The 20985-nt window shown below is 34.2% G+C and carries 22 protein-coding genes; 17 read left to right on the top strand and 5 right to left on the bottom strand.

Translation table 11 applies throughout. From position 1 onward, the window contains the following. Positions 1-141: 141 nt before the first annotated feature. From AC0N32_RS17395 to AC0N32_RS17375, 5 genes are all read right to left on the bottom strand, one after another. A complete protein-coding gene (locus AC0N32_RS17395) occupies positions 142-882 on the bottom strand; it encodes an ABC transporter substrate-binding protein (RefSeq protein WP_476395110.1) in 741 nt (246 codons plus the stop codon). Between the two features lie 26 nt (positions 883-908). Continuing rightward, positions 909-2231 (bottom strand): magnesium transporter, encoded by a 1323-nt coding sequence (gene mgtE, locus AC0N32_RS17390; protein WP_476395109.1) that lies wholly within the window; start codon positions 2229-2231, stop codon positions 909-911. 141 nt (positions 2232-2372) lie between these two features. Continuing rightward, positions 2373-2516, bottom strand: a complete 144-nt coding sequence (locus tag AC0N32_RS17385) for a bacteriocin-like protein (protein ID WP_476395108.1) — start codon at positions 2514-2516, stop codon at positions 2373-2375. A gap of 31 nt (positions 2517-2547) precedes the next feature. Next, positions 2548-2691: a bacteriocin-like protein gene (locus AC0N32_RS17380; RefSeq protein WP_476395107.1), complete on the bottom strand. Its 144-nt coding sequence runs from the start codon at positions 2689-2691 to the stop codon at positions 2548-2550. A gap of 300 nt (positions 2692-2991) precedes the next feature. Next, positions 2992-3543: a pyruvate decarboxylase gene (locus AC0N32_RS17375; protein ID WP_476395106.1), complete on the bottom strand. Its 552-nt coding sequence runs from the start codon at positions 3541-3543 to the stop codon at positions 2992-2994. A 172-nt stretch (positions 3544-3715) separates the two neighbouring features. Here AC0N32_RS17375 and rpsO point away from each other — a divergent pair, with 172 nt between their 5' ends. From rpsO to AC0N32_RS17290, 17 genes are all read left to right on the top strand, one after another. Continuing rightward, on the top strand, positions 3716-3985 hold the full coding sequence (gene rpsO / locus AC0N32_RS17370) for a 30S ribosomal protein S15 (protein ID WP_034704056.1): 270 nt from the start codon (positions 3716-3718) through the stop codon (positions 3983-3985). Between the two features lie 574 nt (positions 3986-4559). Then, positions 4560-6890 carry a polyribonucleotide nucleotidyltransferase gene (locus AC0N32_RS17365; protein WP_476395105.1) on the top strand — a complete coding sequence of 777 codons (2331 nt, stop codon included), beginning with the start codon at positions 4560-4562 and terminating at the stop codon, positions 6888-6890. A gap of 531 nt (positions 6891-7421) precedes the next feature. Further along, on the top strand, positions 7422-8468 hold the full coding sequence (locus tag AC0N32_RS17360) for a LysM peptidoglycan-binding domain-containing protein (RefSeq protein WP_476395104.1): 1047 nt from the start codon (positions 7422-7424) through the stop codon (positions 8466-8468). A gap of 34 nt (positions 8469-8502) precedes the next feature. Then, positions 8503-9297, top strand: a complete 795-nt coding sequence (locus AC0N32_RS17355; protein ID WP_476395103.1) for a PAAR-like protein — start codon at positions 8503-8505, stop codon at positions 9295-9297. A 17-nt stretch (positions 9298-9314) separates the two neighbouring features. Next, on the top strand, positions 9315-10580 hold the full coding sequence (locus AC0N32_RS17350; protein ID WP_476395102.1) for a hypothetical protein: 1266 nt from the start codon (positions 9315-9317) through the stop codon (positions 10578-10580). 89 nt (positions 10581-10669) lie between these two features. After that, positions 10670-11632 (top strand): M23 family metallopeptidase, encoded by a 963-nt coding sequence (locus tag AC0N32_RS17345; protein WP_476395101.1) that lies wholly within the window; start codon positions 10670-10672, stop codon positions 11630-11632. Beyond that, the gene (locus tag AC0N32_RS17340) at positions 11613-12548 is read left to right on the top strand and encodes a hypothetical protein (RefSeq protein ID WP_476395100.1); all 936 of its coding nucleotides are present in this window, start codon (positions 11613-11615) and stop codon (positions 12546-12548) included. The genes AC0N32_RS17345 and AC0N32_RS17340 overlap by 20 nt, the downstream gene beginning before the upstream one ends. A 401-nt stretch (positions 12549-12949) precedes the next feature. Continuing rightward, a complete protein-coding gene (locus tag AC0N32_RS17335; RefSeq protein ID WP_476395099.1) occupies positions 12950-13258 on the top strand; it encodes a hypothetical protein in 309 nt (102 codons plus the stop codon). Next, complete coding sequence (locus AC0N32_RS17330) at positions 13215-13475, top strand: hypothetical protein (RefSeq protein ID WP_476395098.1); 261 nt, start codon at positions 13215-13217, stop codon at positions 13473-13475. The genes AC0N32_RS17335 and AC0N32_RS17330 overlap by 44 nt, the downstream gene beginning before the upstream one ends. After that, the gene (locus tag AC0N32_RS17325; protein ID WP_476395097.1) at positions 13472-14431 is read left to right on the top strand and encodes a hypothetical protein; all 960 of its coding nucleotides are present in this window, start codon (positions 13472-13474) and stop codon (positions 14429-14431) included. The genes AC0N32_RS17330 and AC0N32_RS17325 overlap by 4 nt, the downstream gene beginning before the upstream one ends. A 37-nt stretch (positions 14432-14468) precedes the next feature. Next, positions 14469-14615: a hypothetical protein gene (locus AC0N32_RS17320; protein ID WP_476395096.1), complete on the top strand. Its 147-nt coding sequence runs from the start codon at positions 14469-14471 to the stop codon at positions 14613-14615. A gap of 159 nt (positions 14616-14774) precedes the next feature. After that, positions 14775-15746, top strand: coding sequence for a hypothetical protein (locus AC0N32_RS17315; protein ID WP_476395095.1), 972 nt, complete (start codon positions 14775-14777; stop codon positions 15744-15746). Between the two features lie 15 nt (positions 15747-15761). Continuing rightward, positions 15762-16559 (top strand): hypothetical protein, encoded by a 798-nt coding sequence (locus AC0N32_RS17310; protein ID WP_476395094.1) that lies wholly within the window; start codon positions 15762-15764, stop codon positions 16557-16559. A gap of 196 nt (positions 16560-16755) precedes the next feature. Further along, positions 16756-17409: a hypothetical protein gene (locus AC0N32_RS17305; RefSeq protein WP_476395093.1), complete on the top strand. Its 654-nt coding sequence runs from the start codon at positions 16756-16758 to the stop codon at positions 17407-17409. Further along, entirely contained in the window at positions 17390-18259 is an 870-nt protein-coding gene (locus AC0N32_RS17300) for a DUF3828 domain-containing protein (protein WP_476395092.1), read from the top strand. Before AC0N32_RS17305 ends, AC0N32_RS17300 begins: the two co-directional genes overlap by 20 nt. Before the next feature lie 712 nt (positions 18260-18971). Beyond that, the gene (locus tag AC0N32_RS17295; RefSeq protein ID WP_476395091.1) at positions 18972-19406 is read left to right on the top strand and encodes a cold shock domain-containing protein; all 435 of its coding nucleotides are present in this window, start codon (positions 18972-18974) and stop codon (positions 19404-19406) included. Positions 19407-19959: 553 nt separating this feature from the next. After that, on the top strand, positions 19960-20964 hold the full coding sequence (locus tag AC0N32_RS17290; RefSeq protein ID WP_476395090.1) for a glycosyltransferase family 2 protein: 1005 nt from the start codon (positions 19960-19962) through the stop codon (positions 20962-20964). Positions 20965-20985 lie beyond the last annotated feature (21 nt).

Raw genomic sequence — 20985 nt, 5'->3', positions numbered from 1 at the left:
AAATCAGTCTGCTAATCCTCGTCTGGTTAATTTTAGAAAGCCCTGAAGGGGCGATATCATAAATACTTCGCCGCATGACTGCATGACAGTCTGTTCATCATCAATTTTACAGATCTTTCATAATTTAAGATTTCAGGAAAGTTATTTGACAACCTCAGCATTCACTTCATCGATCAGTCCTTTAAAGTAATTCTCGCATTTTGCGATATGCGTTCCGTACCAGGAGAAAGCTTCTCCATCCACGATCATGATCTTTTTATCGGGATAGAAGGCCTTCAATTCTTCCACATGTTTTTCTTTGAAAGGGAAGGGTTCCGAGGAAAGCATAATGAGATCCGCTTCGGCTAAATCTTCCGTGGTAATCTCGGGATAACGTTTCCGGTGGCTGAAAATGTTTTCAAAGCCTATTTCTTCCAGTATTTTATGGATAAAGGTATCGGAACCGACGGTCATATAAGGATTGTTCCAGATCAGATAGGCCGTTTTTATTTTTGACTGTGTTTTTGCCTGGTTGAGAACATCGTAAATTTTTAGGTTGAATAATTGTGCGAGTTCTTCTTTATGAAGCAGTTGGCCTAGATTTTTCAGAAGGTAATAATTGTCTTCGATATTCTCAACGTTGGTAACGGTTACTTTAAAGTCATCCATTAAAGCTTCCACCTGCTCTTTTATATTCTCTTCCTTGTTGGCTAAAATAAGATCGGGCTGTAAAGCTTTGATCTTATCGATATTGATGTTTTTCGTTCCGCCGATCACCGCAACATTTTTAACTTTTTCAGCAGGGTGGATGCAGAATTTTGTCCTTCCGACGATTTCATCTTCCGTTAAGCCTAAGTCAAATAAAGCCTCCGTAATGGAAGGAACCAAAGAAACTATTTTCATGTTGATATTTTAGAGGTGGCCTAAAATTACAAAAGTTTGCCCGTTAAGAAAAGTCCGGCTACCGAAAAATAGATAATTAATCCCGTTACGTCCACCAGCGTAGCTACGAACGGAGCGGAAGAAGTCGCCGGGTCGAGTTTTAATTTTTTAAGGATAAAAGGAACCATCGATCCGGAAAGGGTACCCCAAAGGACGATCATCACCAGGGAAACTCCGACACTCAGTCCTACATAGGCCCAGTGCATTCCGTAATTGAAAAAGCCGGCCTTATGCCAGATCATAATTCTCAGGAAGCCGATTATACCCAGGATTCCTCCAAGAAGCAGCCCGGTGAAAATTTCCTTCCGCATCACGTACCACCAGTCTTTCAGCCCAATCTCCTGAAGGGCCATTGCCCGGATAATAAGGGTTGCCGCCTGCGAACCGGAATTACCGCCACTGGAAATAATAAGCGGAACAAATAAGGCCAAAACCACGGCTTTCTGGATTTCATCCTCAAAATATCCCATCGCAGAAGCAGTCAGCATTTCGGAAAAGAAAAGGATGATCAGCCACATGCCTCTTTTTTTAACCATTTCTATAAGAGAAGTCTGTGTGTATGGAAGATCCAGGGCTTCCAATCCCCCGAACTTCTGGATATCCTCTGTATTCTGCTGTTCAATCTGGTCCAGAATATCGTCAATCGTTACGATGCCTACCAACACTCCGGCTTCGGTGATAATCGGAAGGGCAGCACGGTCATACTTCTCAAAATATTGTACGGCGTCTTCTTTTGTAGTGGTGGTAGTAATCGCTACGAAATGATTGTCGGTAATTTCGGAAACCATTGTATCTTCTTCAGCGAGCAGAAGGCTTCCCAAGGCAATATCGTCGATCAGGCGGTTTCTTTCGTCCACCACATACAGGTAGTTCATGGTTTCCACCTTGCTTCCGACTTTCTTGATCTGCTGAAGACATCTTTTAATCGTCCATTCCTTGCGGATCTGGATGTAATACGGCGTCATCAGACGGGCTATGGAATCGGAATCGTAGCCGAGAAGCTTCAGGGCAATTCTCCGTTCCTGCGGATTGAGGTGGTTGATGGAATATTTAATGAGCTCGTCCGGGAAATCTTCAAAGAGCGCCGTCCGGTCATCCGGCGTCATGGCGTTCAGGATCTCCGAAACTTCATCGCTGCCGATGCTTCTGATGGTTTCTTCCTGGAAATCGGGATCGAGGTGCGAAAAAACTTCTGCTTTGTATTCTTTCGGAACTTTCAGGAACGCCAAAAGCCTCTCGTCAGCGTGAAGTTCGCTGAGGGTTTCGGCAATATCGGCGGGGTTGAAGATAAGTTCGTCTTTAGAATTCAAAACGTTCAGATTTTGATTATGCAAAAATAGTCCAAATTTTTAAAACAAGCCATCGCTGCTATAAATTTAAGAATTTATTAAACTGATCAATAAAAAAAAAGCACCTGTAAACAGATGCTTTTGAGAAAATTTGGTTAATATTTAGTCTTCTATACAGGCGTATGGTGCACACATCATGTTGCAGCACCAGCCTATAACGCAATCTGAATGAGTTCTACATTTAGTAATGGCTCCGCCATTGATTGCTTCTTGCTGTTTTCTTGTTAATTTTTTTAAATTTTTCATAGTAATAGATTATGGTTGATTGTATTTTAAATTATACTTCCGGACAATTGTAATATACACAGACATCCTGACAGCAGGACCCTCCCGGACATTCGAAGTGATATTTACATCGCTGCAGCACACCGCCGTTGATGGCTTTCTGCCGGTTGCGGTCAAGTTTCTTTAAATTTTTCATATGATTTAGTTTAATTGGTTCATTATAAAGGTAATAAAAAACATTTAATTATTCACTTTTTGATGATAAAAATTGCTTTTAGCGTATTACGTGACTTGTAAAATGAAAAACACTCACAACAAGGCGAGTGTAAGAAGAATTTGAATTGAGATAGTTTGAATGAATTGTATACTAAAATAATCAATTTATTTAAATTATTCACCTATTAATGAATATAAATTTATGAAAATCAATGTTATGCATAATATCAGTAGTATTTATCATGATATTACGGCTGATTGTTGATAAGACTGGTGAATTTTAAAAACCGTTATCGTCGGAAGGTTTTATTTTTTTTAGTTGCTTAAGTATGCCTTTGATAGCACCATTTGTGCCGATCTTTACCGAATTGACCGTGGATCCGAGAAGTCTCATGTTTTTCCGGTACGTATCGTAATCGGTTTCTGTAATAAGATTTCCCTCAGCATCAAAAAGTTTCATGCTGACAATCACCTGATTGGAGAAAACATATTTTCCGATTCCTACTTTGAAATATTTTACTTTAGGAACAATGGCAAAATCCGCGTCATTATTGATGCAATAATCGGCGATGGTTTTTTTGTCAATACTATCAAAGGAGATCTGGGTTTCCGTTTTGAGCATTCTGTTTTTTCTTTCGCTTAAATTATCCGAGACGGCACTGAAGAAGGCTGTATTCGTCGGTTCTTTTATCTCTTCAATGTCTGGCTCGACCTGAGGATTGAAGTAAAGAACTTTTTTTATTTTTGCATCATAGCTTTTTTGTGCTTTCAATAAAGAAAAGCCTGACAAAACAAAAATGGCGAATATCGTAAAAGTAGTAGATTTTAACATTATTAATTCTCATGCAAAATTACTGCCTTTTAGTGGTATAGCATAACGTTTTTAAGAAATTTTTAACATTTTTTTCTATCAATTTCAATTCATGAAATCAATAATGTTTGCAGTCTCAGAAAATTGTTGTACTTTTGCAGCCGTTACATAATAATCATTAAACAATATTGGAATGTACTTAACAACAGAAAAAAAAGCAGAAATTTTCGCAAAACATGGAAAATCTGCACAAGACACAGGAAGCGCTGAAGGACAAGTTGCTCTTTTCACTTTCAGAATTAACCACTTATCTCAGCACTTGAAAGCTAATCGTCATGATTTCAATACTGAAAGATCTTTGGTGAAATTAGTAGGTAAAAGAAAAAGCTTATTGGATTATCTTAAGAAAAAAGATATTACAAGATATAGAGCAATCATCGCTGAATTAGGTTTAAGAAAATAATCTACAGAGATTTAAAAATAAAGCAACTTCGATAGGAGTTGCTTTTTTATTTAACGTAATTCAGGATTAAGGCTGGGAGAGGGAAGTAGGACGCCGGAAGTTTTTTTTGTTAAAATTATTGTTGGCAGTCTTAATGTTCAGATGATTTTATCTGTATTCTATATAATGGACAATTTTATTTAAAAATTCCTGGCTACTTTAATTTGCTGAAACGGATTAAATACTATTGAAATTCAAGCCATTTGGCTATATTTCCATAGTGCCTGGAAAAAGTTAATTTAGCTTTAAACCTATCCACTGCTATCATTTGCTGAGTGAAACGCCCTTGCGACCGGAAAATTCGTATCATGCTAAATAAATTCCTTAGCGTCGGTAGCGTTAAAATCAAATCACAGCCTCAGAGCTTTCCAAAATCATGAATTCATTTCAGTAAAAACAAGCCGGAAGCCTTATTCCGTAACGATATTTAAAAGACATAAGGGCTTAATCCAAATAATTACCTTAAATTTGCAGGTAAATTTAGACGAAATATAATCTTAAAGCACTCAATACGGAGTGCAACACAAACAAATTTATGAGTGTACCTCAAGCAATTACAGAGCTGATTACTCTTGCAGACGGCAGAGAAATCACTATTGAAACAGGAAAACTGGCCAAGCAGGCCGACGGATCTGTTGTCGTAAAAATGGGCGGAACCATGCTGTTGGCAACGGTTGTCGCAAACAAAGAAGCAAATCCAGGAGTGGATTTTTTACCGTTAACGGTAGATTACAGAGAGAAGTTTTATGCCGGCGGTAAGATCCCCGGAAACTTTTTCAGAAGAGAGGCACGTCCTTCCGATCAGGAAATTCTGACGATGCGTCTTGTAGACAGAGTATTAAGACCTTTATTCCCGGAAGATTTCCACGCAGAAGTTCAGGTGATGATTTCCCTGATCTCTTACGACGGACAGTCGATTCCTGATGACCTTGCCGGTCTTGCGGCATCTTCAGCGATTGCCATTACCGATATTCCTTTCAACGGACCGATGTCTGAAGTGAGAGTGGTAAGAATCAACGGCGAACTTTCCATCAACCCGAATTATGCAGATCTTAAAGATTCCGACCTGGATATTATGGTTGGAGCAACTAAAGATTCTATCGTAATGGTAGAAGGGGAAATGAAAGAAATCTCCGAGCAGGAAATGCTGGAAGCCATTACTTTCGCGCATGCGGAAATCAAAAAGCAGGTGGAAGCACAGGAAAGACTGGCTGAAAAAGTAGGTAAATCTTTCCCGAAAAGAGAATACATCCACGAAACCCACGATGAAGCCATCCGTGAAAAAGTGTGGAAAGAAACATACGATAAAGTATACGAAGTAGCGAAAACCCCTTCAGGAAAAGAAGAAAGAGCGGAAAAATTCAAAGCGGTACGTGAAGAATTCCTTGCGCAGTACGTAGATAATCCTGAAGAGCTGGAAAGAGTAACGCCTTTCGTAAAAGTATATTACCACGATGTGGAAAAAGAGGCGATGCGTCAGATGATTTTAAATGAAAAAATCCGTCTTGACGGTCGTGATCCTGAAACCATCCGTCCGATCTGGAGTGAGATCGATTATTTACCGGGAGCTCACGGATCTGCTGTTTTCACGAGAGGGGAAACGCAGTCTCTTACCGCTGTAACGCTGGGATCTATTAAAGATGCCAACATGGTAGACAGCGTTATGGTAAATTACGACGAAAGATTCTTCTTACATTATAATTTCCCACCGTTCTCAACAGGGGAAGCAAGACCTTTAAGAGGAACTTCCAGAAGAGAGGTTGGTCACGGAAACCTTGCTCAGAGAGCTTTGGCGAACATGATTCCTGAAGAAAATCCATACACGATCAGAATTGTTTCCGATATCCTTGAATCCAACGGTTCGTCTTCCATGGCTACCGTTTGTGCAGGAACGCTTGCGCTGATGGATGCCGGGATCCAGATTGCAAAGCCGGTTTCCGGGATTGCGATGGGACTGGTAACGGATACCAAAACTGGAAATTTCACCGTATTATCAGATATCTTAGGGGATGAAGATCACCTGGGGGATATGGACTTTAAAGTTACCGGAACGGCAGACGGAATCACCGCTTGCCAGATGGATATCAAAATCCAGGGACTGTCCATGGACATTATGGAAAAAGCTTTGATGCAGGCTAAAGATGGCAGATTGCACATTTTAGATAAAATCACGGAAACCATCGCTGAACCTAGAGCTGATGTGAAGCCACACGCTCCGAAAATGGTGATGATGGAAATCCCTAAAGAGTTCATCGGTGCCGTAATCGGGCCTGGAGGAAAGATCATTCAGCAGATGCAGAAAGATACCGATACCGTTATTGCCATTGAAGAAATCGGTGAGATCGGAAGAATCGAAATTTCCGGGGTTAGCAGAGAGAAGATCAATGAAGCGATTGCGAAAATCAACGAGATTACTTTCGTACCGGTCGTTGGAGAAGTGTATAACGGGAAAGTAGTGAAGGTAATGGACTTCGGAGCTTTCGTAGCGATTGCAAAAGGTACTGAAGGGCTTCTTCACATCTCTGAGATCGAATGGTCCCGTTTGGACAAAGTTCCTTACAACGAAGGCGATGAAGTGGAAGTGAAGTTCATGGGGTATGATGACCGTAAGAAAATGAAGCTTTCCAGAAAAGTTCTTTTACCAAGACCTCCTAAAGCGGAAGGACAGGGAAGACCTGAGCGTTCTGACAGACCGAATAGACCTGAAGGCCAGAGAAGACCCGAAGGACAAAGAAGACCTGAAGGAGACCGTGAAAGAAGACATGATGGAGAAAGGAGAAATGACGGAGAGAGAAGACAGGAAAGAGAAAGAAGACCTGAAGGTGATCAGCCGGCAGGAGATCAGAATCCTTCTACTGAAGAATAAGATCATTGTTATCAATCACAATATTAAACCACCGGAATTCCGGTGGTTTTTTGTTTGGGGGGTATTATGAAATAGTTATTTTAATTGAAGGGTGGCAGAGGTTGCAAATCCAGACTGCGGAATTATGAGCAGGGATAGCGATGAGATTATTTCTTCACAAAAAATAAAGTTTGCTACGCAAGAATATTACTTTTCTATGCAAGAATATTCCACCGCATTGCCAAAATCTAGCTTAAGAACTCATAGATTTTTCCCAATTTAAACCTAAGCTAAAAGCTTTTTTATGTTTGCTGAAATTGTGTATAAGCGAATATGTAGTTCCGTTTTTATTTAAATTCAAAAAAAATATCTATACCCTTGAATTTACCGGATTTTATGTTTGCAGCAAAAATTTAAATTAATTTTTATATTTTTGAGCCAACAGAAATGCAAATACATGAAAAATATACTTTCACAAAATTTCCCTTTTCAGGAGACTTCTATTTTTTCTTCTTTAATTTCAGGGCTGACTTTCAAAACATTTTTTACGGTATGAGCTTTTATCTAAAATGCCATATTGTAAAAAAGGGAGAGACTTTGGAGCAGATTGCTGAACTCTATGAGATTCCGGATATAGATGTTTTAAAACATTTCCATTATCAGCATGTACCTAAAAACAGCAATCATCTGGGGACCACTCTTTTTACCGGACAGGAAATTTTTATCCCGGATCAGGAGGATATCCGTACTATTTTAGAAAAAAGAAATTTCAATATTGAATTAAATAATATAAAAAATCAGGATCTGATCAAAAATGGAGATTTAGCCCCTGATTTTCGGGCTATTGATCATACTTATATCGTTGAAATAAAAGATATTTCCGAAACTAAAACAGATCATACGCAATTTGAAGTTCTGTTACGATATGTGGATAGAAATGATTCTCATTATATTTTTAAATTCAGAAAAGGAAAGATCTTGTTAAATGGTGAAAGCCCGGATCTGAAAGTCTATGATCTGGCATCGAAATGTACTTCTGTGTTTTTTGATGTTGAGGTAGGGATTGATAAAAATGGTTTATTGTCTCATATCCATAACTACAGAGAGCTTTACAGCAAATGGAAAACCCTAAAACAAAACCTCTGCAACCTCTATGAAGACCCTCTATCTCTACAATATATTGATGAGATGAACACGGTTATAGAGAACAGGGATCTTCTGGCCTTTTATATGAGGAAAGAAATTTTTTTTCAGTTTTATCTTTCGGTTTATTTTAAAAGGTATTCTAGAGGGAAATCTGAAAATGTAAGTAATTTCTTTTTTGATGAAATACAATACGAAAATTCGTATGAAATCGACATCAGTGATGAACTGATTATGATAAAGCAGGAGTCTGAGTCTATTGATAAATGCGGCCTGGACGAAAGCTTTGGGAATATCAAAAGTACAAAGGAGGAACAAGATGGAGGTGAAGTACCCGAATCTACGATCACGGCTCAATACTTTTTGGATAAAAAGAAGAAGATACTGCAAAAGGCCGAAATAAAAGTAGAATCATTAGGTTATGAGACAAAGGAAATACATATACATTTGAAATAATTTTTACATACGTTCAACACACAAAAACGCACAAATGAGAGAATATAAAGTAAAGAAAGGCGAGACTTTATCGTCTATCGCCCATGATATAGGATTACCTGATGCCTATACGCTGAAAAGATTCCACAATTTTAATGGCCCTATAGAGAAAGGTATCGGAGATGATATCCGTGAAGGAATGATTCTTACCATCCCGGAACCTCATGAAGTGGAGAAAATCAACAATGAAATAGAGGGCAATAAAGCAAAGAAGATTGCAGCATTAAATGCAAAGGAAATTTCAGAAAATCATCAGACAGAAACCAATGAAGATCAGCAGGAAAAGAAAAACGAATCTGAAGAGAAATCTGAGAGTGAACACGACGGAAAGCTCTTTGTCATCCAGAAAGGGAAGGCCATTTGTGATAAAGGGGCTAAGTTTCCACAATTTAAGGTTATCAGCCACAAGAAGCTTTATGTCAATGACGAAGGTTCGTCTGACGATTACCTTGCAGTAACCCAAAATGATGTGTGCTTCAATCCGTCTGTAGTGCCGTTTGGAAGTTGTTCGCTTCAAAACGGAAAACCCTGCACTTTTTCTCCCGCTGGCAAATGGCAGAAGTTCTATCAGGATGTAAAAGTTATGGACAATGCCCTTATCACCGAAATCTCAGAGCTCCAATGCACCATCGGCGGAAAAATAAAAGTACTGGATCACGGTCAGCGGGAAGAGCTGACCAAACAGAACTTCAGGAATGCGGACAGAAATTTCCACAGCTATATCAATCCGTTGGTGGATTTAAGGAGTTTTATTGATGATATAGATGAAGGACAACTGGATGCTTATTAATTTAAAAAACACAAAATATGGCAAAAAGAAAGTTTAGTTTTCTTGCTGATGAAAATGAAAAATATGAGCAGGAATATTACAGAGAATTGGCAGAAGAAAAAAGAATGCAGGAAGTGGAGGCAAATAAAAAGCTTGCCGCTAAGGGAAAGCATGGTATTTCAATGATTTCAGGAAACTCTACTCCTATTGTGGGAGAGAAAAATACCTATCACATTGCAGGTTGGTATGAGGACACACCACAGGTTGATAGAAATCCTGCATTGGTAACCTGGGAGCTTTTCAAGAAGAGAAGCAATGGGAAATTTACTCCAACAAATATTAAAAAAACCGGAGACGGAACTTTTACCTTTGGCGAAATGTCCATCCGAAATACCTATCGTCTGGAGGCCTATCTCTACAGGCCGGAAGGCGGTGGGCTGATCATCAATCCTAAACCCTCAGCTATTCCCAAGATAGGAAAAGTAGAACTTCATTATGTGGATGATAAAAAGAGTGATACTTTCAGCTTCTATGATCGGCTTCGGGCAAAAGCACATACCATAGGGATGTTGCGGAAAGAACTCATTTTTATACTCTGGGAGGATGATTCAAAAGGAGGCGGACACAGCGCCGGCAACCAGCCGATAGAAGTCAAATCCGCACGCGTACAGCATAACGGGCTGGCCGTCGTAGAATTTACCCTAACGAAAGGTTTGATGCAGAAAGCCATGAAAGGTGAAGCTGACGCCAAAGAATTTGAGTTTTATGTAACGGTAGAATATTACAAAGGCAAGACTCATGATTCTAAGAATATAAATGTTCGTAATCCTTTCCATAAAGTTCCGGAAAAGAAGGTATCCCATCCTAAAGCATCAGGTTCTCCAGCAGAACAAAAACCTCCATCCAAAAGAGAGGAGAAGAATCTTCTGATCCATCAGGCAGATGGCTATCTTCTCCATGATTGGGCGGAGATAAAGGGAAAAGCACAGAAGAATAAGGAGGTTACGGTGAATAGGACACATGGGAGGTCGACTGTGGGGGTGAAGAGTCAGCCGATAAAGAAACGGGAGGGTCAATGTTTGTGCCAGCAGTATGATTTGGTTTGGGGAGATAAAGTGAGTTGTGAGTTTAGGAAGAAGGTTGTGGAGATTTGTGCTGATCTGTGGGGAGAAAGCAGGAAAATTGAAATGGCAAATGGATTGATGGCGGTTATGAGCGTGGAAACTGCTCATACATTTTCGGCTTCAAAAATTATTCTACAAGAATACAAAAATTCAAATGGTAAAAATAAAAAAAAAATGTAGGGCTTTCTAAAGATGAAGTTAGTAAACTAGATGAAAATTTTTCTGGTCCTGTAGGTCTGATTCAATTTACCCCTGCATCAATAAACGAAATGAACAAAGAGTTCTCATTACGTCTAACAAAAAGAAAACTTGCCTTAATGACAGAAATCATGCAACTAGATTATGTTAAAAAATATTTTCAATTACATTCTGCAAATGAAAGAATTAAAACTACTGAGGATATATATTTACATATATTTGCTCCAATTGGGGTTGGAAAAAAAGATGACTTCCCCCTTTATACTAAAGGTAAAAATAAAGAAAATACCAGAGACTATAACGCTAATAAGAGTGTTGATCAAGAAAATAATAATGATGGTATTATTCAAAGAGTTGAGATATTATCTAGGTATAGATCAAGTTATTCAGAGGGCTTAATAAATAAAGAAAGTCAATTTGTTTGCGGTATAATAGTAAAGAAAGAAAACGTATCAATTGGAAATTGCCCCGATGATTATTCACAATGTTTTAACTATGCTGATGTATGGGAAAACCCAGAAATAAGCTCGGATAATCATGGTAAAAATAATAATCGGTTTGGTTATAATTCAGTAAGAGGCCATAAAGGTATTGATATTGTTTCAGGTTCAACTTATAAAGATGTACATTCTTTGATGTGTGGTAAAGTAGTATCCATAGTAGATAGTTTTAAAACAAATGAGTATAAAGAACATAGTTTAGGAAATACATTAATGATTAAATCTAAAGATAAGGAAGGGAAAATTATCTTTATCTTATATTGTCATTTAGATAAAATATATGTAAAAAAAGGAGACAATGTTAAGCATGGTCAAAAAGTAGCTTTATCTGGTTCAACAGGAAATGCTTCCAGTTCTGAATTTCCAAACGGAAAGGCTGCACATGGAATTAATAAAAATTATTGGCATGTGCACATCGAAGCAGCGACAAAAGGAGATGGATACAACAATTTCTATCACTTAGGTGCATATAGAGTAAAAGCAGAAAATTATATGAAAACAAAATTTGACAAAAATGGAAATGCAATCAAATAAAATATTCTATCTATTTATCCTCGTTTTTTTAATTTCTTGCAAAGGAGAAGCTCAAAAAAAAATAATAGAGTCTAAAACAGAAAATAATTTCGATTTTTTTAATAAAAAATATTTTTCAGGATATAAAATGTCTGTAGACGAGTCAACTCCTGCAGATCATCCTTTTTATAGCTATTTAAATTGTAGTAATGAAGGTTATTTTTCAATACATTTTATTCCTAAAGAAAAAAAATCATTCTTTTTTTGGGAAAATGAATATTTTAAATTAAACAAATATAACTATGACGATCTACAAACAGAGAATAAGACTATTTCAAAAATATTAAATGGAAAACTAGATACCTATAATATATTTTTATTGCAAATAGAAAAAAATGATTTAGATAATTCTAACGGCTGTACCGAAGAAAGTATTGATCTTAAAAAAGGAGCTCACGCAAATTTATTTTTGTATAATCCCAATTCAAAAAAATGGGATTTAAAAAAACGTGTCAAAATAGAAATCCTTCCACCCTATGCTAATAATAAATTTTTCAAAGATTCTTTTCCAGAATTATATAAATTGAATTCAGACAATACTACGCAAAATTGGGATGGTGATTACTATATAAAAACCAAAGTTGAAAGCATAGAGAGTGAGGATCAGATTGATATGGAATATTATATCAATATAAATAAAAGTAAAGCAGTCTTAGGTATAGGTACTAAAAATTCTATTGAGGCATATTGTGAAGGCGACTATTCTGTTATTGATAAAAAAAAAATTATACATCTAGTACACACAGGAGAGTCAGGTATTTGTACCAGTAATATTGAAGACAGTAGTTTTGACATAAAAAAAGAAAATGGTAAATACTTTATAAGAGGTAAAAGGTTTTTAAATATGAATTGGCTTGAATTAACTAAAAATAATTAATTCCTTAAACCATATAAAAATGCTATATCATTTTAATTAAGTCTTTAAAAAAGGAATCTCAAAAATCAAAGGTCCGGAAGAAATACATCTGGGAGAAACTGTTTATTATGAAGTCGGCAGAATTTATGATCTTAATGACAAAGAAAAAGTAGATTTTGGTAACTGGAAAATATATGTACGCGATAAAGGGAGTTTCCGTGAGCTGCGTCAGAAACCAGGAACGCCACCTAAGAAAGGTTATAAAATACCTCTAACCATTAACAACCAAAAGCTTGTAGGTAAGGAAATTTTAATAGAAGCTTACTTGTACGAACCTGAAAAATCTGCTCCTCCCGGATTGAAAGTAAAAGTACTCCCAGGAAAGAACAAGAAAATTGATCGTATAGAATTGTTTATTCACGATGATACTCCTATTAAAGTTAGCAGAAGAAAAAAGAATACACGAAGCAGAGGTAAAAAAACAGCTTGCGAATAAAGGCAAGCACGGAGTTTCCATGGTTTCGGGAAACTCTACTCCTATTGTCGGAGAGAAAAATACCTATCACATTGCAGGTTGGTATGAAGACACTCCACAAGGTGAGAGAAATCCTGCGATGGTAACCTGGGAGCTTTTCAAAAAGAGAAGCAATGGGAAGTTTACTTCAACAAATATTAAAAAAACCGGAGATGGAACTTTTACCTTTGGCGAAATGTCAATCCGAGCATTGTAATGGTAGAAGTGTTGATACACTCTATTTAGGTGTAACTGAACAAGACCAAAAAGTAATTGATAATGCTAAATTTTTTCACTTTACTGAAGTATTAAAAGGAATAAATAGTTATTGTGAGAAACTGAAAAGGGCAGGTAACGGTGGAGCGCTTCATAATAGTCATCTACATTCAGGAAATTTTGATAGTTCAATAATAAAAATTATAAAAGAACAATGAAAAAAATAATAATTATTTTATGCTATTTAAGCATATTTTCTTGCAAAAAAACACAAGAAAAGATTAGTATAAATGCAATTTCAAAGACGTTTGAATTAAATAAAGCATGGCAAGGTGATCCATTAATCTCAGATTTGAATTTTGTAAATTCAATTGAGCCAACATGTAAATTAAATGGTTCTCTCTTTGGACGTGCAGATAATCAAGTAAAAGATGACAACTTAAAATGTGCTTTGTCAAGAATAAAATTTAATTATGAAAAATTAAGTTCTTTAAAATCTAAAATTTCCATTGGAAATAAAGGTTCCAGCGCTAAAATTTTCATTAAAACTACTAAACCTAACAATACTCAGAATGCAGATGTATATAATCAAGCAACATTGTATATAGAAATTAATAAGAATATTACAGATTCTATTATAATTTATCGCTCGATAAATTTTTCTGAAGCCTTAACAGTAAAAGAAAGAAATTATTTTATTAGTAATGATAACATTTATTTACTTGATATAGCTGAAGATGAATCTGGAACAAATGTGGAAAAATGGTCGCATAATAAAATAAATTCAGAAGGAAAAATTGTTAGAATAAAGCAAAAAAAATTTTCTTTAGAAGATTCTGAAAAGACTATACGGACAGAGAATAGTCCATGGAAAGGAACATTTCAATTTGAAGCATCAAATAAAGATAATGTAAAAACAATTTTTGACATCACCATAAATTCATTAAATGACATTTCGATAAATCTTACTGAAGAGGGCATAAAAACTAAATATTCAAATGTAAAGGCTGAAAAATTTGATTTTAACAAAATTAAAATAATTTACGATCCTTCATCAGATGATATGGGAACAATTTATGTTGAAAAATCTTATAATGAGTATTATATTTCGGGAAATCCTATATACTTTATTAATCCAGGAAACAACGAAATGCCCTTAATTAAAATTAAATAATATTAATGGATAGTAACAATAAAATAAACTAAATCTAATGAATAATTATGCTACGGGAATGTTAGATTTTAGAATATATGGTGTAAATCCTAATGTTGGAGCTCATCATGATCATGGACACATTGGATTAAATAATATAAAGTTAGAAGAAGTAAAATCAGTTAATGTTAAAATTATAGAATAATGAAATACCTATTGTGTATATTAATTAGTTTTTTTTTCTCTTATCAGTTGCCAAAAAAAGGAACAGAAGATACAAGCAAGAATAAATAATAATAAAGAGAATTTAAATAATTATTTAGAAATTAATCTTGATAAAGATTTAAATTTATTTATTGGCGAATTGACAAGTGTTAACCCAAATATTAAAAAAGATTTTGAAATTATAAATAGAAATGACACTATAATAGTTAAAAAAAGATTCCTCGAATCTGACAATTTTGATGGGAAAAATATAAAGATTGAAGGTGATCATAAATTTAATATAACAATTAAATATAATATAGGATTTAATTTCTCTGGAGATGAAAAAAGGACACAATTTTTACCTATAGATTTTATTATAAAGGAAAAAATAACCCCAAATTTTGTAATATCTCCTTTAAACAAATTATCAAAAAGCAGTGAATTTCAAACTTTCAAAAAGTTAAATAGACAAAAAATATATTACCAAGCATATAGTACTTTTTTAAGATATTACAAAAACATACCTGAAAATGAATTGAAATCTTGTTGTATTTCAGACTTTAATAAGTATCAAAAAATATCAAAAATTAACAAAAAAAATATTTATAATCTCGATTTAGAAAAAGACCTAATTACATATCCAGATTATAAATTCATGATTATTAATTTAAAAGATCTTAACACAAATAAAAGCTATGTTATTAAGTTTTTGAAAGAAGAAAATGAGAGACAAAATGAATTAGGTGACATAAATAAAACTTTAAATAGAGAAGAATATTTAGATTGGGAAGGCATTTATTGGATATACCCTTATGATCTTAATAGTCAAAAAATAGGTAATTATTACATAAATATTTTTAAGAATAATAAAGAATTTGGTTTTAGTGGTGATAATGAATTTAATTACAAAGTCGAAATTAATGTAAAAGACAACGTCCTGTATATATTTGATCGTAATAATAAAGTAAGAAATCCTTTAGCAATTATTTCCAAAGATAAAGACAATAAATTTTATATAAAAAGTGATCTAATAAAAATTGATCGACAAGATTTAAAAGTAACTCAAAATGGTTACCTTATAAATTGGGCTAAGACAAGTGATAATGTGCCAAATTTACCTCAATATTAATCAGTTTAAGAAAAGATGAAAAATAGTTTAAGCATAATACTAATTGTACTTTGGGGTATTATTATCTCATGCAAAAAAGATAATTCTAAAAAGCTTTTATCAGTAGAGAAAGAAAATACTACTACTGATACTCTAAAGCTAATAAAAGATACAACTGTATTTATAAATTCTACAGAAGGTGAAAATGTTAAATTATTTATAAATAAGATCAATAAAGATTCTACAGTAGAGAGTGAAGTGTTGGGAGAAATGGGCAAGTCTTTATATAAATTTACTTTTAATAAAAAATTAAAAACGGGTGAATGTGAAATTTATAAATATGAAGAACCAATTTATATCAATTCAAATCCTAAAGTAAAATCACAAAAAAAGGAATATTTTAATACTTCAATTCTTGCTAAAGAAAAACTAAATGGTATATATAAAAGTTATCGTAGGATTTTAATAACTAAAAGTAGCAATCATCGTAATAATTGGAATGGGGCTTACATAATTTCCTTAAATGAAAATAGCAAGGACTGGAGGGATATTCATGATTTATCATTAACTATAAAGAATGATTCAATTATTTATGAAGCGAAAGGCTATCAGCTTTACCAATTATTTTATTTGTCCGGAATTTATGAAAATAATCAAATTAAATTGAAATTTGAAAATAATTTAGACAATACAGATAGTTGGGCTTTAGAAAAAACAAAAGATCTTGGTACAATTATATTTAATGGGAAAAACTACATTTGGGAAAGCCCATATATTGATCTATACTTTAATGATGGAAAAAAACTCAAACTCAAACTCAAGAAGTTAGAATGAAAAATTATAAAAAGCCTTTTCAGTCAGCAGAATTTATGATCTTAATGACAAAGAAAAAGTAGATTTTGCTAACTGGAAAATATATGTACGTGATAAAGGGAGTTTCCGTGAGCTGCGTCAGAAACCAGAAACACTATCCAAGAAAGGTTATAAAAAAAACATCAAATATACCAGTAAAAGAATAAAGATAAATAAAATGAAAAAAATATTTTTTTGTATAACATGTATGGTTATAATTAATATTTCTTGTCAGAAACATTTTAATGACAATTTTACAAAATATAATATTGACACATTATATGAACCAAACAAAAGTTTATTTTTTGATAATGATAAAATAAATGATGATGTAAAAATTCTCGCAAAACCAGACAAAGAAATGTTAAATTTTGAGTTATCTTTTCATTTATCAACCTTAAATGAAACAATCAAAGCACCTGTCTTAAACAATAGTATTTTATATAATAATGATTATTCAGTTTATTACGTCAGTGACCCAATTATACAAGGTAAAATTGTAGAATTACGTGTGGAGTATGCAGATCAAACAACAAAACCTGATATTTCTGGAGACAAAAAAAATATAATTGAAAAGATTAAGTTTAGATTTAATGACAAGAGTAAGAAGGTACAAATCATAGGTTATGATCTAAGTTATAAAAAACAGAACAAAAGCAGTTACTCCAAATCATTCAATTTTATTACTGGTAAATTTTATTGCTCTACTAATTTAAATGGTGAAAAAAAAGAGACATCGGGACAGGCATCGGAACTTCAAAATATACATATAGAAAAATGGAAACCTGATTTTCTAAATAAACTTTTATTATATGGAAATGAAATTGAATGATGCTAAAAATACAATGAAAAAAATAGCCGTATTAATTTTTGGTTTGCTTATAATGATAAGCTGTAAGAAAGCGCCAGTAACTATTGATAAAAATTTAAATACTTCTACCACAAATGTAGAAAATGACAATACAAAAGCAATTAGTATTATCAAAAATTTTTATATCAATTTTTATGGTAATGATAATAATATACAGGACAAAAATAAGATGAAATTATATGTTTCTGAAAGAGTTATTAAAATAATTGATAGTCTTAGAGACAATGATAATCTTATTTTAGACTATGATCCTTTTATAAAAGCACAGGATTATTCAGGAGATGTTATTAAAAAAACACTGAAAATTGAACCTTTAAAAAATAAAGATGAATATAGAGTTAGTTTTTATTTATTTGAAGAAAAAGGCGAAAAAAGAACTGATATTGATCTTTTATTATCTAAAAACAAAGATGGTAATTTTTTAATTAGCAGTATTTTAAATGATGATTATTTGAATTTTAATAAAAATGTAACAACCAAAACCAATCCCAAAGAAAACCAATGGTATGGACGTTATGAAGGAAGTTTTTTGAAATTAAAAGATGAATCAGCTGATCCAAGAGGATGGGCAACGGTTACTATAAATATTAATAAAGATTCAGCAGTTTTTAATATTTCAAGTTATGTGGAAGAAAAATCTTTTAAATTAAAATTAAAGGAACAGAGTGTTGATAGTATAATATTTAATATGGAGGACAATAATCTCCTTAAGATAAATAAAGAAAATAAAATCTATACATTAGAAAATACATACATAGACAATCTAATTTCAAGTAAAAATAAAATAAAATTAAATAAGGCGAAATTGTAGACAGGGATGCCGCGGAAAGAACTCATTTTTATACTCTGGGAGGATGATACAAAAGGTGGGGGACACAGCGCCTGCAACCCGCCGATGGAAGTCAAATCCGCGCGTGTACAGCATAACGGGCCGTCGATGGGTTTAAGTGTTTTTATCTTCCGTTTAGGTGTTTCTACCTTCCGTTTAGGTCTTTAGGCCAAAGTTTTAAGTCTTTTAGCTAAAGTTTTAAGTGTCTTGGCTAAAATTTTAAGTCTCTAAGCTAAATTTTTAGGTAATAATGTTAAAATTTTCGAGATTTTCATTAAAAACTTGGCAAAAACGAAAAAGGAGGCATTTAAGATTCAGTCACAAAAGTAATTTAAGATCTTTAAAGCCATTTTATGTTTAGTTTTTAAGTAATTCCGTATGGTTATCACGCGAGACTTCTGAACCGGATCTATGCCGTAAACAGCAGATTAGCTAAAAAACAAATTGAAATACAATTCATTACTAGGAAGTTTGGGTGTTTTTTCGTATCTTTGTAGGTAATAAAAGGTCATGGCCTTCTCTGTATAAGTTTAGAATTTCTATTTACCAATCGGTTTTTTGCTTTTACAGCTGACAGATTCAATACTATTTTACTGAGCGCATTGGCGTAATCAGAGATCTTATTCAAAGCTTTTTATTCTTTTCGTTCGGCGGAAAGGTTTTATTCAGTAACAATTAAATTTTATAATAATATATGGCGGATTCTTTTTCTAAAAAAGAAAATTTCAAAAAGAAAATTCAAAAACAAAAGGAGAAAGCTCTTAAGCGTGAAGAGCGTAAAACGAGCAACAACAAAGGTAAAAGTCTTGATGACATGTTGATGTATGTAGATGCAAACGGTCAACTGACATCAACTCCACCTGATCATGCTGAGAAAGCGGAAATCAATATTGATGATATCCAGTTGGGGGCAGCTCCTATCGAAGCAGAGGAAATCAGAAAAACAGGTATCGTTACTTTTTTCAGTGAGAAAGGCTACGGGTTTATCACGGAAGATAAGAGCAAGGAAAATATCTTCTTCCACAGCAACAACTGTAAAGACCTTGTGAAAAAAGGTAATAAGGTATCCTACGAAAAGGAAAAATCTCCAAAAGGTTTTTCAGCAGTAGAGATCGAACTGGTTAAATAATCATACCGGAACTAAGTTCCGGTTTTACAGAATAATTTTTATTTTTGTCGAAATTCTCCTATGAATTTCGACTTTTTTGATGTATTAAACCTATGTATGGAACTCCTCAGCCTGGACTTTGGAAATTCGTCTCATACAAGGAAAAAAAGAAAATACGTTACTGAGAAAGTCAGTGTTTTCTTATATGTTCTTTCGGCAGTTTTGGTTTTCCTGATGATTAAAAAACCTCTTTCTTCAGAATATTCCGTTCAGTCTGTCCTGCTGGTGTCATCATCAGGCCTTGTCATTTCTCTCCTTATTTTTGTGATCTTATATTTTTTGAATAAGTATTATTTTAAAAATGTTTTCCAATGGCTGTTTTTTAGTTTTTCAGTTCTATCATTTTGCATAACCTTTGTTTTATGGGGCTATTTTAGTTCGGGGATCTTCTGACAGGAATCTTCAGATTTGAATTAAATGATGGCTGCTATTATTGAAATAGATCTCACTTATAAATTATCATAAAAGCTTTGTCATTCTTCTATGAATAAGTATTTTTGAAAAATTTTCAGATTTGAGGCCTACCATTTCCATTATCGTTGCCATTTTTAACCGTAAAGACGAGCTTTTTGAGCTCCTGACTTCCCTTACCGCCCAGACGGATAAGGATTTTGAAATTATTATTGTAGATGATGGCTCACTCGTTGACCTGCGTCCGACCATCGAAAATTTTGAAAGTTTTCTGAATATTAAATACTTCAGGAAAGAAAATTCAGGGCCGGGCCTGTCCAGGAATTTCGGATCGAGAAGAGCGGGAAATGACTGGCTGGTTTTTGTGGACAGTGATGTGATCGTGGAAAAAGATTATATCGAAAATATAAAAAAGGATATTGAAACCATTCCGTGTGATGCTTTCGGAGGAGCTGATAAAGCACATAAGGGTTTCAACCTGATGCAGAAGGCTATTTCATATTCGATGACCTCGGTGTTTACCACAGGCGGAATTCGCGGCAGCAAGAAGGCGGTTTCCAAATTTCAGCCCAGAAGCTTTAATATGGGTGTTAAAAAGGAAGTATTTGAAAAGGTCGGCGGTTTTTCGGAGATGAGAATCGGGGAGGATCCGGATCTTTCGATGACGCTTTGGGAAAACGGTTTTAAAACGGCATTTTTCGATAACATTGCCGTATACCATAAGAGAAGGGTAGACTTCGGAAAGTTTTCCAAGCAGGTATATCAATTTGGTTGCGCCAGGCCTATTCTTAACCAAAGACACCCGAATTACGTAAAAATATCTTTCGCTTTCCCGACTTTGTTTTTATTGGGGTATATCATGGGCTTCCTTGAGTACTTCATTATGGGGAAAGGGATTATCCTGGCGTTTTATGGGTTGTATACTTTTATGGTCCTTTTCCACGCGATGTTCGTGACTAAAAATATCAGCATTGCCGGCATGGCCGTGATTTCTACTTATATCCAGATGTTTTCCTACGGCTATGGTTTCTTAAAATCATGGATTTTACTGAATATCTTTAAAATGAAACCCGAAGACGCTTTCCCAAAACACTTCCATAAAATGTAACAATAAAAAAAGCTGTCGGAT

It is taken from the genome of Chryseobacterium endophyticum, from assembly GCF_056333165.1.
The sequence above is the reverse complement of the archived record's forward strand: the minus strand, read 5'-3'. Positions and strand labels throughout refer to the sequence as shown.